Raw genomic sequence first — 14,216 nt, 5'->3', positions numbered from 1 at the left:
CTCAGGCGAGAAAGAAAATGGAACTAGAAAGGTGAGGGAGTTTTGATGGCTAGTAAACGGTTTGACGCGGTGGTGTTCGACTGGGCGGGCACGACGGTGGACTACGGGTGTTTTGCGCCCGTGCAAGCGTTTATGGATGCGTTCAAAGAGTTCGGGGTGGAACCCACGGTAGCGCAAACGCGTGAACCCATGGGGATGAGTAAACGCGACCACGTCGCTACTATGCTGAAAATGGACGGGATCGCAAACGCGTGGCAGCAAACGCACGGGAGTGCCGCGACGGAAGCGGACGTGGACGCGGTTTACGCGAAATTTGAACCGAACCTGTTTGCGATTTTAGAGCAGTACGCGGCCCCGAAGCCGCACGTGTTAGATGCGGTGGCTAGCTTGCGGGACATGGGGGTGAAAATCGGTTCCACCACGGGGTACACGGATCAGATGATGCACGTGGTGGCGCCGAAAGCCGCTGAGCTTGGATACGAACCGGACTGCTGGTTCTCCGCTGATTCTACAAACGGTTTCGGCCGCCCGTACCCATACATGGTGTTCCGGAACCTGGAAGCACTTCACTGCCAGGATGTGCGCCGCGTAGTCAAGGTGGGGGACACGGTTTCGGACATTCAAGAGGGCAAGAACGCGGGTGTGTTCACCGTGGGAGTAGTTGAGGGAAGTTCCGCGATGGCGCTGTCAGAAACTGAGTTCAACGCTCTGAGCGCGGAAGGGCAGGAAGCGGCGCGCCAGCAGGTGCGTTCCGTGTTTATGGACGCCGGTGCGGACGCTGTCATCGACAACATGGCGCAGCTTCCCGGGCTGGTGGCGGGCCAAAGGTAGCTCCAAACTAGCTGTCCGCATCACCAAGGTTTCGAACCACTGCGGGTAGGAGCGGTAAAAACTACTGGAAGTTCTTGAGGACCTGTTCGGCCACTTCCGTGAGCCCGTCGATGGTGGCGTTATCCGAACCGGAACTGACGGTGACGAACGCGTTGCCCACCACAGCGTGCACCGCTTTCTCGTTCTGCCCACTGAACGTGCCTTCCACGGTTTTTTCTACCCCGAAGGCAGGTTCCGTGCCGGGCAAGTCAACGTCCGTGACCTTTGTACTAACTTTAGTTGGGGGTGTACCCGGCTTGTTCACGGTCTTCGTGGGGCACTGTTTAGACACGTCCTCATACTTCTTAGCGGCCTTGTCTAACCCGCCGTTGTCGAAACGGAACACGGACACGATAATCGAGTTGTCTTCCGTTGCCGCGGCTGCCGCTAGCGTGATCGTGTTTGTGAAGTCAATATCGAGCCAGCGTTCCGTGTCCGGCGCGCAGTTATCCGGGTCCACGCTCACGTCCCGCAAGTAGTACGACTGCCCAGAATCCGTTTCGCTCTTAATCGATTCCGTTAATGAGGCACTATCCTGATCGACGTGCAGCGGGTACTCCCCAACGGAAATGCCCGCAAGTTTCTGGTCGATCTGCTCCCCGGTCAGGTCATTCAACTTGTATTGAGGCTGTGGGGACGCCGGTGCCCTCGCCGGCGCGCTCGCGGAAGCAGTTGACGGCGCATCAGATTGCGGGGCAGTGCTGTTAGAGCACGCTGCCAGACCCAAGGTGAGGAACGCGACTGCCGACACTGCCACCGCCCTGCGAGCCAGCGAGCCCACTGATTCAGTATTTTTACCTGTAGTACGCCGACGCGGATGTCGTAACATTACTTCCCCTTGGATCCACTGAGCATTTTCTTCTTAGATGTTAACAGCAACCCGAATCACTAACCCTAGGCCCCCAAGGAATCTCGCACCCCCGGCTTACGCTCAGATCCCAACCCGGGGCTTACGCTCAGATCCCAACCCGGGGCTTACGCGCAGATCCCCCAACCCCGGGTTTACGCGCAGATACCCTCTACCCACTGGAATATGGGGTTCAAACCATTCAAACCAGTGGGCAGAGGGCAGTTCTATGACACACTCCTAACGTGCCGTTTAGCCCGCGCTGTTACGCCAGTGCCTGCAGGGCCTTAAATGACTTTTCCGCGCTCTTTTTCGGACCTCCATCTGCCGGGGGCTCCTCATCAATCATGATGTCTTGCTCCAGCACGTAGTACCCGTCAAACCCAGCTTTGTTAAGTGCCTCAACGACGGCTTTGAAGTCGATATCCCCATCCCCAATCGGAGCGAACATACCGTCTTTAACGCCTTGCGACCAGGTGAGCTCACCGGGCAGTAACTTATCCGTCATTTCTTTGTGCACATCTTTTGCGTGCACAATATCCACGCGGTCCGCGTACTTTTGCGCGAGCGCCACCACGTCCGCACCACCGGCCGCGAGGTGTCCGGTGTCCAAGCACAACCCCACCTTGGAGTTATCCAGCACTTTCTCTACCTCGTCCACGTTCTGCACCATCGTGCCCCAGTGCGGGTGAATGCATGCGGTCACCCCCGCTTCCTTACACACATCCGTGATGCGCGAAAGGTTCGTGAACAGGGTCTGCCACCCCTTTTCATCTAGCACGGGGCGGTTGTCGTAGCCTTCCTGCCCAGAATCAGCAGCGAGAATCAAATACTCACCACCGGCCACTTTGAATGCCTCCAACTCCTTTTTCACCATGGGAATCGGGTCAAAATCCGGGTCGTGCATTACAGCCAAGAAAAACGCACCCACCGGTTTCAGTCCGTACTTATTCACCACTTCCGCACGCGCCTGAGGTTCTAGCGGCAACCATCCCTGAGGGCCAAACTCCGTGGCTGTCAACCCCATTTCTTTCATTTCCGTAAGCACGCGGTCTGGGGACATCTGGTACCCCCAACCGGGAACCTCGCATACGCCCCAAGAAATAGGTGCTCCAGCAATCTTCATTTCTAACTCCTTACAAATTTTTTGGTGGTGAGGACGCACGGGCCTCACCGGGTAATTCTTGCTGTTTACAGTTCGACAACCTTGCCCGAGCGCGCGGACTCGTCCGCCGCCTGGGCGATCTTCAGGGCGACGATTCCATCCTCAATCCCAGGGGTGAAGTCGCGCTGGCCGTTAACTGCCTCAATAAACGCATCCAACTCGTTGTAGTACGCAGCTTCGTAGCGTTCTAAGAAGAAATCCAAGTACGGGTCCAACGCGTCAGAATGCTCCCGCTTAGACACGCGCACCGTGGTGGGCCGCACGTTCTCAGCAAACGCTGCGCCGTCTGGGCCAGACACCTCAAGCCGCTGATCGTAGCCAGTGGCGCAGTGCCGGTTGTTAATAATTGTCGCCACCTTCCCGTCCTTACTTGTGAGTACAATGACGGCGGCGTCAAAATCACCGGTGTCCTTCAGGTCCTCTTCTAGGTTCTGCCCGGTTGCAGACACCGTTGCAATGTCCCCTAGGAAGAAGCGGGCCATGTCGAAATCGTGGATTGTCATGTCTTTGAAAATCCCGCCCGAAACCTTAATGTAGTCTTTCGACGGTGCCGCGGGGTCGCGCGAAATAATGGTCACCTGCTCAACCGGGCCCAGTTCCCCCGCCTGTGCAACGGTGTGAACCTTCGCGAAGTTCGGGTCAAACCGGCGGTTGAAGCCCAGCATCACGCGCGCATCTTCGCCGTCCAGCTGAGCGCGGATACCTTCCGCAGCCTCCACTTCCATCGCAATCGGCTTCTCACACAACACCGCTTTACCAGCTTTCACCCCCGCCACAATGTGCTCAATGTGCAAAGGCGTGGGGGAGCAGACAATAACCGCGTCTATCTCGGGGTCGTTAAAAATATCCGCTGCCTCTGCTACGGCCTTCACACCGTACTCTTGCGCAAGGGCTTCGCGGGCCTCCTCAACCGGATCTGAAATTGCCACCAGCTGCGCGTGCGGGTGCTGACTAGTGGACCGGGCATGCACCTTCGCGATGCGGCCGGCCCCGATAATTCCAAAGCGAATCATTAAGCTCTCCTTTGAGTTTATTGGGGTAAATATTAGGTGTTATTTGGGTGAGTATTCAGTGATATCCGAATCCGGATCATGAGGTCTTGGCACGGTAGGTGGGGCGCTATACCCCACCCACCGCGCTCGGAACTTGGCTTTAGCATCCGCATTACCGGCTGCTTCAGGCAACCGCGTTTGCTGGGTTTAAGGCGCGGGAACAATCACGTCTCGCACCAGCGCGTCCAAATCTGAGTCCGCATTCAAGAACTGGCGCAAGGTCTTGCGGGTGGCCCCGAAGTCCTCAAACTCTTCCGGCGTCATGCCATCTTCCTCATAACTGCGGGTGAACTCCGGAATGCGGCGCAACTGCTCCAAGTAGTACTCATCGACCGGAATGTCCATGCGCGGACCCTCAAACTTGTAATCCGAATCGTTAATCAGTTTCTGCCACTTAAACGGTGGGGAAACCACCACGTCGCCACCTTGGAACTCGCTCCACTGCAATACGTTGCGGAACGCAGCGGCCAGCAGGCGAGCGCGGAAACCACGTTCTTGGAAGATCTTGTACGCGTGCTTGAACGCTGCAATACCAGCCCATTCCAAAGCGGAAGGGTCAATAAAGATGCCTTCGCGTTTGACGCATTCCTTCAACCAGTCATCGAGCCGGCCCACCATGATCGTCACCACGGGCCCCATGTTCTTAGTCTCCAGACCCTCGGCGTCGCGTTTCTTTAGGCCCCGTTCAATCGCTTCCGCGGCTTTAACCGCCTGCGCAACGGTGAACGAAACCGTCACGTTAACGGATACGCCACGGTAGGTGGCGTCTTCAATCGCTTCTAACCCCGTCTTGGTAGCGGGAATCTTCACCACAATGTTGTCCGCCATCTTGTGGAACTCTTCCGCCTGGTCAGCGAGCTTTTTCGCATCCCGGTGGAAGCGCGGGTCGGTCTGTACCGACAAGCGGCCGTCGCGCCCATTCGTTTCTTTGAACGCCGGTTCCAGCAGCTTAGCGGCTTCAATTGACATGTCTTTTACTGCCCGCCAACCAATCTCGGATTCGCCCCACGTGGGGTTGTCCTCGGCAATCTTGCGGATCCGATCGGTCCAGATCTCTGGGTATTTTGAGATCGTGGTGTAAGCAATCACGGGGTTGCAGGTGGCGCCCACACCGCCGTAAGAAATTGATTGTTTCAGTTCGTTCAGATCAGACGAATCATTCCACAGGGCCGTGGGTGTGGCTTCAACCGCATCACGCAGTGGGCCGGGGGTGGGCTTGATCTGTGCCATCGAGCATCTCCTTCGTTTGCTTTCTTGGCGCGTGGCAGGCCACCTTGCCCGCCGTTGGCGCTCGTGTGTACATACTCATTTAATGACAGTTGTCACCGGCTTGTCAAGCGATTGTCATAACAAAGTGTGAGGCGGGGTGTGTCACTGTGCAAACAGCGTAAAGCGGAATGAGTACAGGGATGGGCGGTACACGTGGCGACCCACCTCAACTACCCGACCTTCCGCGGTATAAGCGGTGCGTTCCATAGTTAGCAATGCCGCTTTCGGCTCGTCGCCCAAAATCTTGGATTCCTCTGCCGTGGCGGCGCGCGCCCCCACCACCTGCGTCGCAGAGGCAATGTGGATGCCTTTTTGTTCGAACGAATCGTACAGGCCGGTTTCTTGCAGCTGAGACCATTCGGGCGCTAACTCCAGCGGCATGTGGTTCGTCAATATCGCCAGAGGTTGCCCATCTACGCTGCGCAAACGTGATATTTTCAGCACCCCATCGCCTTCAGAGAGCCCGAGCATCTGGGCTTCGTCTGCGCTGGCCTCAATAATCTCGTAGCTGAGGACCTTCGTGGTGGGGGTGAACCCGGCTTTAATGAGGTCTGCGTTCAAAGATGACAGGGCCAGCGGGCGATGCACTTGCGAAGGGGTCACTCGGGTACCTACGCCGCGGCGGCGGGTTAATAGCCCGCGGTTCACCAGCTCTTGCAACGCCCGCCGTGCGGTGGGGCGTGATACGTCCAGACGTTTCGCCATTGAGATTTCGTCTTCCACCAGTTCGCCTGGGGGAACGGTGCCGCTAACAATTGCTTGTTCAAGCGGTTCTGCGATTTGCTGGTAAAGAGGTTTCGCACCGTTGCGATCTATTGTCACCTGTACCTCAAAGGGCTGATTCATAGTCTTCACCTGTTTACTGCGCCTACTCATAGGTCGTTGTCCAAATCCTTGCACGTGCCGGGGTCGTGCAACAGCTGCACGATATCTCGCTAGTCAATAATATGTCAGGTTAATAGGTTTATGGGAACGGACAAAGCCTACTACTGCGCCTTCTTTATTAGCGCGCGCTAATGATTTGTAGGGTCAAATGCCTTGCAAGTGCAAACATTTGCTTTTAGAGTACAAGAGTGTCGGCAGTTGAAGCGGTGAAAGACCACCGCGTGGGCGCGGAAGCTGCAAACGTAGGCTTAAAATACGCCTCACTGCCCTAATAGCATGCGAGGGAGCAAACTATGAAGGAAAAGAAAACACTGGGTGTAGGTGTCATCTCTTTAGGGTGGATGGGTCGCTTGCACACGCGTTCTTACCGCGCGTTAGCGGAAAAATTCCCGGAGCTAAACGTCGATATCCGCTTGGTGGCGTGCGCGGATATTTTAGAAGAGAACCAAAAGTGGGCTACGGAAGTACTTGGGTTCGAGCGGGCTACTGCGGATTACCACGAAGTAATTGAGGATCCGCAGGTGGACGTGGTTTCTATCTGCGCGCCGAACTATCTACACCACGAAATCGCGCTGGCAGCCGCGCAGGCCGGTAAACCGTTTTGGATTGAAAAACCCATGGGAGTGAGTGCGCAGCAATCCAAAGAGATCGCCCAGGCCGCGGCCAAAGCGGGGGTGGCGACGTCGGTTGGGTTCAACTACCGGCACACCCCGGCGATTGAACTAGCTCGAAAGCTCATCCGTGACGGCAAGATTGGGCGGGTAACGAACGTGCGTTGCTGGTTGATTGCCGATTACGCATCCGCCCCAGAAGGGCCTTTGACGTGGCGTTATTCGCGGGAGCGTGCGGGCGCTGGCGTGGTGGGCGATCTGATGAGCCACGGCGCGGACCTGGTGCAATACCTCGTGGGCCGAATCGCCTCCGTGTCGGCACTGACGGACACGTTCATTAAGGAACGGCCGATTCCAACCAAGATGGGTGTGGGCCACGGCGGCTACGAAGTCGGTGACGAAATGGGGCCGGTGCAGAACGAAGACTACGTGGCTATCATGATGCGCTTAGACAACGGGGTCGTGGGCACGCTTGAATCTTCCCGCGTTGCAGTTGGGCCGCGGGCAGAATACGTGATTGAGGTTTACGGTACGGATGGGTCCCTGCGCTGGAACTTCGAACACCTCAACGACCTGCAGGTCTGTATTGGCAAAGACAATGGATTCCAACAGGGGTACGTGCGGGCCATGGCCGGTGGGGACTTCCCCGAGTTCTTGCGGTTCCAACCCGGGGCGGGTACCTCTATGGGCTTTGACGACATGAAAGTGGTGGAAGCCAAGCAGTTCATTGAGTCGGTGCTGACCGGCGAGCAGGTGGCTCCCTCGGCAGCGGACGGGTGGTCGGCTGCGGAAGTGGACGAGGCCACGGTGGCTTCTGCGGCGGATGGACAGTGGCACGACGTTGCCCGCGTTGAAGGCGCCACCACGTTCGATAAGTAGGGGCCGGCAGTGAGCAAGATAAATATTGACAGTACAAAACAAGAAGTCAGTGCTGCAGTTGCGAAAACACCAGCAGCAGGTAAACACCGGTCCGTTGGGGTCGTCGCGGCGGTAGCTACCCTCGGTGGGTTCCTGTTCGGTTACGACACGGGCGTGATTTCGGGTGCGTTACCGTTCATGTACATGCCCCACGCGGCGGGTGGTTTGCATTTGACTGCTAATGAGGAGGGCGCGGTTGGCGCCACCTTACTGCTCGGCGCCGCGCTGGGGGCGCTGATTGGTGGGCGCATGTCCGACCGGTGGGGACGGCGGCACAATATTGTTCTGCTGGCGGTCGTGTTCCTGATTGGGGCGTTGGGCACCGCGGCGGCCCCGAACGTGTGGGTCATGTATGTGGCACGCGTTATCTTAGGGTTCGCCGTGGGTGGTGCTTCCGCTACCGTGCCGGTGTATTTGGCGGAGACCGCGCCGAAGCGGATCCGCGGCCGAATCGTGGCGGTTGACCAGGTGATGATCGTGACGGGCCAGTTGATGGCGTTCACGTTCAACGCGATCATTTCGCAGATTTACGGTGGCCCGCAGATTGATATTGAGAAGGACCCGGGTGGGTTACTGGAACCGGGTATGCAGTCGTTCGACAATGTCAGCCACTTAGCGTCCGCGAAAGGGGGAACGCTGGACCCGGCCACGTGGTTCGACTACGTGTCTAACCTGGTGGTTGCAGGTGGTAACGGCAACGGGTGGCGGATCATGCTGCTGCTGTGCTCCGTGCCCGCGATCGCCCTGTGGATCGGGATGCGTCTGATGCCAGAGTCTCCCCGCTGGTATGCGGCTAATCAGCGGTATTACGAGGCGATTGGGTCCCTCAAGCAAGTTCGGGACGAGGCCAAGGACGGGCCTGTGGAAACGGAAATGCAAGAGATCCTGCAGCGGCAGCGGGAAAAACGGGAGGAAGTGAAGGGGACGTTCGCGGATATTTTCCGGACCCCCTGGATGCGGAAACTGTTTTTTGTGGGCGTGTTCTTAGCGATTTGTAACCAAACTACGGGCGTGAACACGATTATGTACTACGCCCCGAAAGTGTTGCAGTACGCGGGGATGGGCACGTCCGCGGCGATTACCGCGCAGATCGCGAACGGGGTCATGTCGGTGATTGGTTGCCTGTGTGCCCTGTGGATGATCACGGCGTTTAGGCGCCGCCAGATTCTGATTACCTGTTTGTTCAGCGTGTTCGTAACGCTCGCGGTGATCGCTAGTTTGTTCCATTTCACGATTCAGCCGGCAATGGATTCGCACGACGTGCCACCGCTGTGGGCACCGTTGGTGATCCTGGCGATGATGGGTGTGTTCATGCTGGTTGTGCAGGCTGGGAACGGCCCGGTTGTGTGGACGATGCTGGGCGAGATGTTCCCCGCGCGGGTGCGTGGAATCGCGAATGGTGCGGCCGTGTTCTGCATGTGGGTGGTGAATGCGTTCATCACTTTCACGTTCCCGCACATGATGGAAGCGTGGGGTGGGGCTGCGACGTATGGTTTTTACGCGGTCATGAACCTGGTTTTCGGGTTCATTTTGCTGAAAATCATGCCAGAAACGTCCGGTTGTTCGCTTGAGGAACTGGAGCTGCGCATGGAAGAACGGTACTCGTAGCATTGGTTGGTCAGATCTAGCGGGGAGCTGTTCTAGCAAGGAGCTGTTCTAGCAAGGAGCAGTTCTGGCACTAAATAGGGGTGGTGGTCACGCCTTTGAGGCATGACCACCACCCTTTTATTCACTTGTGGCAGACGTACTCACTTGCGGCACACGCGCGGGGTTTAACGAGTTGTTGAACCCCACGCAGGTTACGCAGTAGTGCGGTTAGCGGATGCGCCGCTTCAGCAGCCACGCGCCCCCTCCGATGGCGAGTGCTAGTGCGCTCAACAAAATAACCGTGCTGGCGGTGCTACCGGTTCGGGCGATGTGCCCGCTCGACTGGTTCGCGTTTACCGAACCACTGCCGGGTTTGCCCGCCTGGTTCGAGGTCGGTTGGTTCACGCCAGGCTTACTGCCGGGGTTGTTGTTCCCAGGCTGGTCGGGGTTATTCGCACCTGGGTTGCCGGCGCCAGGCTGGTTGGGCTTTTCCGAACCCGGATTCCCCGTACCTGGAGTTTCGGTGTCCGCGCTCTTTTCTAGATCGAAACCAACGATGGCGCTGTTGTGGTCCGAGGCTCGGAACACGTTGGGGTTGTAGTAGTTAGTGCCGGTGGCCATGAAGTTTGAGTACTGCCTCGCTTGGTTTTCGTACGCGTTGGCAGTCCAGATGTCGTGGCCTTTGTAGAAGCTCATGCCCGGTTTGGAAACCATGATGTGGTCCAGTGAGCCAAGCATTCCACCGTACGCGTACGTGTATTCTGCCCAGTCGGTCATGGACCGTTTAGTGGGGTGTTCCGCCGTGTTCATGAGGTCTGTGAACCCTTGCTGTTTGAGCACCCGGATTGGGTCCTCACCGGAGTAGGAGTTGAAATCCCCTACCAGCACTGAGAAATCGGGTTTAACCGCCTTCACTTTCTTATTCACAACGTCGAGCAGATCTTTCGCTTGCCGCGTGCGTTCCCCGTTATTGTTGCCCACGTCGTAGGCGGGGCCTTGCGTTTTACCGGGGTTGCTGTTGTCCGCCCCGCTCAGCTGGCTGCCTTTACTCTTGAAGTGGTTGTTCACTACCAGCACTTTTTTACCGGACGCCTTGTGTTCGAAAACTTGCGTGAGGGGCGCGCGGTCTTGTGTCGCCGCCTGAGGCTGGTCGCTAACCGCATACTCCGCGTCTCCCACCAGGTCAACAACACTGGAGCGGTAGAGGAAGGCTTGTCGGATCGCGTCGTCCGTACCGAATGCCGGTTCCTTCTTCGGGGTCGGCACGTAGTTCCACTTCTGGTTCGGGTCGGCTTGGTTTAGGGCTTTCACCAGGTGCTCGAGGCTCTGGTTGGGGTTCGTTTCAAACTTTTTGTCGTTCTCAATCTCTTGCAGCGCCACAACCGCGGCGTTTTGTTTGCCGAGCGTGTTGATCGCGGCCACGATCTTGTCTTCTTGGCGTTTCAACCCGGATTCGTCCCACGCGCCACGAAGTGGGCAATCCCAGTTCCCCGCCACGGGTACGGACTGGTCCCACCGGTTCATAACTGGGGCGCACAGGGGTTTGCCATTCTTGTCCTTTTCTGTGGAGTTCACGCCCAGGCTCGTGAAGTAGTTGAGCACGTTGAATGTCGCGACTTTAAAGTTGCCACCCACGGTCGCGGGTTCGGCTTCTGCTACATCAGAGAAACTGATGAACTCGTCTGCAGCGGGGATGGATGTGGTGGGGTCGAGCACCCATTTACCTCGCGTGTAGGTGATGACCGCTGGGCTTTTGAACGTTACTTCAGCCCCCAGGGTTGGGCCCGCCTTCGCGTCGTCTGCCACGAACGGCAGGTGTTTAGGCGGAGTAACCTGGGCTTTAGCACTGTTGGAGTCAAACAGGTCGTCGCTGCCATCATCAACCGTGATGAGGTGCGTTTCGTTGTACTGCGCTTGCGCCTTTGCTTCCGCCGAACCTGGGGTGCCCACCTGCGTGGGTTGTGCCGGGGCTTTATCTCCGTCGGTGAGCGAGATCTGCCCCGTGGTCGGCAGCTTGTACGTGTCCGTCAGCCGGAACTGCCCCTGCGGGTTAATCACCATGCTTTGGATTTTGTTGGCTTCCGCAGGGGTTTTCGGTGCGGCCACTTGCGCGGGTTTCACCAGGCCGGTTTTCTCACTGCCCAGGGTTTCAATGCTCTTTGCGGAGGTGGTTAGGGTCGTTACCCCATTTGGGTCGCTGACCTTACCGTCCACTTTCACTTCGTCGCCCACGTGCAACGTTTTGGACGGATTGGGAAGTTTAACGAATACTGCTTGCGACCTTTCGTACCCCTCAGGTACTTCACTTGTTGGCATTTGCACGGTGAAGCCGTCGCGCCCGTCCCACACCGCCGTGACGATTCCTTGGATTGTAACCTGCTTGTTCTTGTAGTTCTTCGGGTTCGCTTGGATGTCACTGATCGCCACCGTGTCCGCAGCGCGCGGCGTGGCTTGAGTGGTTTCCTCGCCCGTTGTTTGAGCGGTTTCCTCGCCAGTTTCTTCAGTGGAACCTGTTCCCTGGGGCGCGGATTCTTCATTCTTGCCCGAGGTACCCGCGTCCTCATTTTCGCTTGAGGCCCCCGCCTGCTCGTCTGCGCTCTGAGAACTGTCTTCAGAGGTTGTCGAGCCGGTGGGAGCCGCGGTGTTTTCACCGGTTGGATCCGGGGCAGCGCTCGCGGTGGCTGTGGAATCCGTGCCGGTCGGGTCGGAGGTAGGAACTGCGACGCCGGTAAGTGGAGTCGACAGGACGAGTGCTATGGAAGCCGCTAAAGCGGCGGATGAAATGGGTTTCAACACACGCATAAACGACACTTTCGTCGGTGGTGGACAGTAACGATAAAAGCGTATAACTGCCAGCACGCCCCGGTTAGGCGATCGATAGAAATGCCTGCAATTAGTTCAAAAAGTGAACGATGATTAACCCAAGTGGGCCGCGATGTGTAACGCGCATTTAACTACTCGGTTACCTGGTCAACTCGCGCTACCTGCACCACCCAAGATCCGAGATTTGTTATAACAAATGCTTGACTTTGGCCTCAAATGTCGTAATACTGAAATAGAGCAAAGACGCGGCCGCAGGTAAATTTGTGCAAACGGAAAAGAATGCGCAACTACTCACGGCAGAAAGGAACCAAAGATGGCTCAGGCACACAAACAGTACGAAGTGGTGACCATAGGGCGCAGCGGAGTCGACATTTATCCTCTGCAAGTGGGCGTTGGCCTGGAAGAAGTGGAGAGTTTCGGCAAGTTCCTCGGCGGCTCCCCAATGAACGTGGCGGTCGCTGCAGCGCGCATGGGACACTCCAGCGCAATCATCACCGGAGTGGGGGACGACCCGTTCGGAAACTACGTGCGGCAAGAAATGAAACGCCTCGGCGTATCCGACCAATATGTAGTTACAAATGAGAACTATAATACGCCCGTCACGTTCTGCGAGATCTTCCCACCCGACCACTTCCCCCTGTACTTTTACCGCGAACCATCCGCACCCGACCTCGAGCTGAAGAACCAAGACATTCCCCTCGAAGTGGTTAAAGACGCCAAAATATTCTGGCTGTCGGTAACCGGTTTGTCGGTAGACCCCTCGCGCTCCGCACACCACACGGCGCTGGACGCGCGGGCGAAAAGCGGGTGGACCATCGCTGACCTGGACTATCGGGATATGTTCTGGGAGTCAGAAGAGGTAGCACACCGCGAAGTGTCCCGAATGCTAGAAAAAGTGAACGTCGCGGTTGGTAATAAAGAGGAATGCCGCATCGCGGTTGGGGAAACCGAACCGGAACGCGCTGCCGACGCACTACTAGAACGCGGGGTGGAAGTCGCGATCGTGAAGCAAGGGCCCCTAGGTACCCTCGCGAAAACGCGGGAAGAACGCATCACCGTGCCCGTCACCAAAATCGAAGCGATGAACGGGCTTGGGGCCGGTGACTCCTTCGGTGGTGCGCTGTGCCACGCACTTCTGAGCGGCTGGGACCTACCAAAGGCAATCCAGTTCGCCTCAACCGCTGGTGCAATCGTGGCGGAACGCCTAGAGTGCTCCACCGCGATGGCTACGGAACAGGAAGTGTTTGACAAGATCGCTCAGCACCCCGAGACCGAACCCATAGTGGAGGCCCTGTAATGTCTGTTATCGAACAGATCGTAAACATCCGGGCGTACGAACCCGAAAAGATTGCGCAGGCCCTCAAGAAACGCCCCAAAGCGCAGATCCCAAAAGACCAGAAACTGCTGATCATCGCGTGTGACCACCCGGCTCGCGGGGCTTTGGGTGCGGGGCGTAAACCGATGGCAATGGGGTCGCGTGAAGACCTGCTGAACCGGTGTGCAGAAGCACTTTCGCGCCCCGGTGTGCACGGATTCCTTGGTACCGCGGAGATGATAGAAGACCTCACGCTGATGGGGGCGCTGGATAACAAACTGGTGTGGGGGTCCATGAACCGCGGTGGGTTGCAGCATTCCAAATTCGAAATGGACGACAGGTTCAACTGCTACACGCCCAAAGGGATTGAGGAAGCGGGGTTGAACGGGGGGAAAACCCTGTCGCGCATCAACTTCGAAGACCCCGCAACTGTTGCCACCTTGGAGTCAACGGCGCAGGCAATCAACCAGTTGGCCGAGCGTAAACTCACCGCGATGGTGGAACCGTTTATTTCAAAGTGGAAAAACGGCACTGTGGTGAACAACCTCAGCACTGACGCGGTGATCCGGTCGATTACGATCGCGGCGGGCCTGGGCACCACGTCGGCCTACACCTGGTTGAAACTTCCATGTGTGGACAATATGGAGCGCGTAATGGCATCAACTACCCTTCCATCGCTTATCCTAGGAGGAGAAGTTCCCGACGACCCCGATGAAGCACTGAAAGGTTGGGCTGGTGCGTTGAAGCTCCCGAACGTGAAAGGCTTAGTAATTGGGCGGTCGTTACTGTTCCCACCGACGGGAACGGTGAGCGAAGCAGTGGATGCAACCGTGAGTTTGCTGTAACCACTCGCTGAGAGATTTTTTGTGAGGAC

Annotated in this window: 11 protein-coding genes; 5 read left to right on the top strand and 6 right to left on the bottom strand. The window is 57.2% G+C overall.

The features are described from left to right. The first annotated feature begins 45 nt into the window (after positions 1 to 45). Complete coding sequence (phnX, locus tag QS713_RS01525) at positions 46 to 831, top strand: phosphonoacetaldehyde hydrolase (protein WP_313271885.1); 786 nt, start codon at positions 46 to 48, stop codon at positions 829 to 831. A gap of 61 nt (positions 832 to 892) precedes the next feature. Here the strand turns inward: phnX and QS713_RS01520 are convergent, their stop codons facing one another. The 5 genes from QS713_RS01520 to QS713_RS01500 all read right to left on the bottom strand — a co-directional run bounded on the left by QS713_RS01520 (position 893) and on the right by QS713_RS01500 (position 6,049). Further along, entirely contained in the window at positions 893 to 1,699 is an 807-nt protein-coding gene (locus tag QS713_RS01520; RefSeq protein WP_313271883.1) for a hypothetical protein, read from the bottom strand. A 283-nt stretch (positions 1,700 to 1,982) separates the two neighbouring features. After that, positions 1,983 to 2,843, bottom strand: coding sequence for a TIM barrel protein (locus QS713_RS01515; RefSeq protein WP_102216961.1), 861 nt, complete (start codon positions 2,841 to 2,843; stop codon positions 1,983 to 1,985). Positions 2,844 to 2,908: 65 nt separating this feature from the next. Further along, on the bottom strand, positions 2,909 to 3,895 hold the full coding sequence (gene iolG, locus QS713_RS01510; RefSeq protein ID WP_313271881.1) for an inositol 2-dehydrogenase: 987 nt from the start codon (positions 3,893 to 3,895) through the stop codon (positions 2,909 to 2,911). Between the two features lie 186 nt (positions 3,896 to 4,081). Then, positions 4,082 to 5,164, bottom strand: a complete 1,083-nt coding sequence (locus QS713_RS01505) for a transaldolase family protein (protein WP_313271879.1) — start codon at positions 5,162 to 5,164, stop codon at positions 4,082 to 4,084. Positions 5,165 to 5,305: 141 nt separating this feature from the next. After that, the gene (locus tag QS713_RS01500; RefSeq protein ID WP_313271878.1) at positions 5,306 to 6,049 is read right to left on the bottom strand and encodes a GntR family transcriptional regulator; all 744 of its coding nucleotides are present in this window, start codon (positions 6,047 to 6,049) and stop codon (positions 5,306 to 5,308) included. 332 nt (positions 6,050 to 6,381) lie between these two features. On the opposite strand from QS713_RS01500, the gene QS713_RS01495 reads away from it, so the two are divergent. Then, complete coding sequence (locus QS713_RS01495) at positions 6,382 to 7,578, top strand: Gfo/Idh/MocA family protein (RefSeq protein WP_313271876.1); 1,197 nt, start codon at positions 6,382 to 6,384, stop codon at positions 7,576 to 7,578. A gap of 9 nt (positions 7,579 to 7,587) precedes the next feature. After that, positions 7,588 to 9,225, top strand: coding sequence for an MFS transporter (locus tag QS713_RS01490; protein WP_313271874.1), 1,638 nt, complete (start codon positions 7,588 to 7,590; stop codon positions 9,223 to 9,225). Positions 9,226 to 9,432: 207 nt separating this feature from the next. On the opposite strand, the gene QS713_RS01485 is transcribed toward QS713_RS01490, so the two are convergent. After that, entirely contained in the window at positions 9,433 to 12,006 is a 2,574-nt protein-coding gene (locus tag QS713_RS01485) for an ExeM/NucH family extracellular endonuclease (RefSeq protein ID WP_313271872.1), read from the bottom strand. 334 nt (positions 12,007 to 12,340) lie between these two features. Between QS713_RS01485 and iolC the strand changes: the two genes are divergently transcribed. Together iolC and QS713_RS01475 are read left to right on the top strand one after the other, a co-directional pair. Next, positions 12,341 to 13,324: a 5-dehydro-2-deoxygluconokinase gene (gene iolC / locus QS713_RS01480; protein WP_313271871.1), complete on the top strand. Its 984-nt coding sequence runs from the start codon at positions 12,341 to 12,343 to the stop codon at positions 13,322 to 13,324. Continuing rightward, on the top strand, positions 13,324 to 14,187 hold the full coding sequence (locus QS713_RS01475) for a Cgl0159 family (beta/alpha)8-fold protein (RefSeq protein ID WP_313271869.1): 864 nt from the start codon (positions 13,324 to 13,326) through the stop codon (positions 14,185 to 14,187). The genes iolC and QS713_RS01475 overlap by 1 nt, the downstream gene beginning before the upstream one ends. The last annotated feature ends 29 nt before the right edge of the window (positions 14,188 to 14,216 follow it).

This window comes from Gleimia hominis (genome assembly GCF_032085515.1).
Lineage (GTDB): Bacteria > Actinomycetota > Actinomycetes > Actinomycetales > Actinomycetaceae > Gleimia > Gleimia hominis.
Note: the sequence above shows the minus strand (reverse complement) of the source record. Positions and strands in the feature narration are given on the sequence as shown.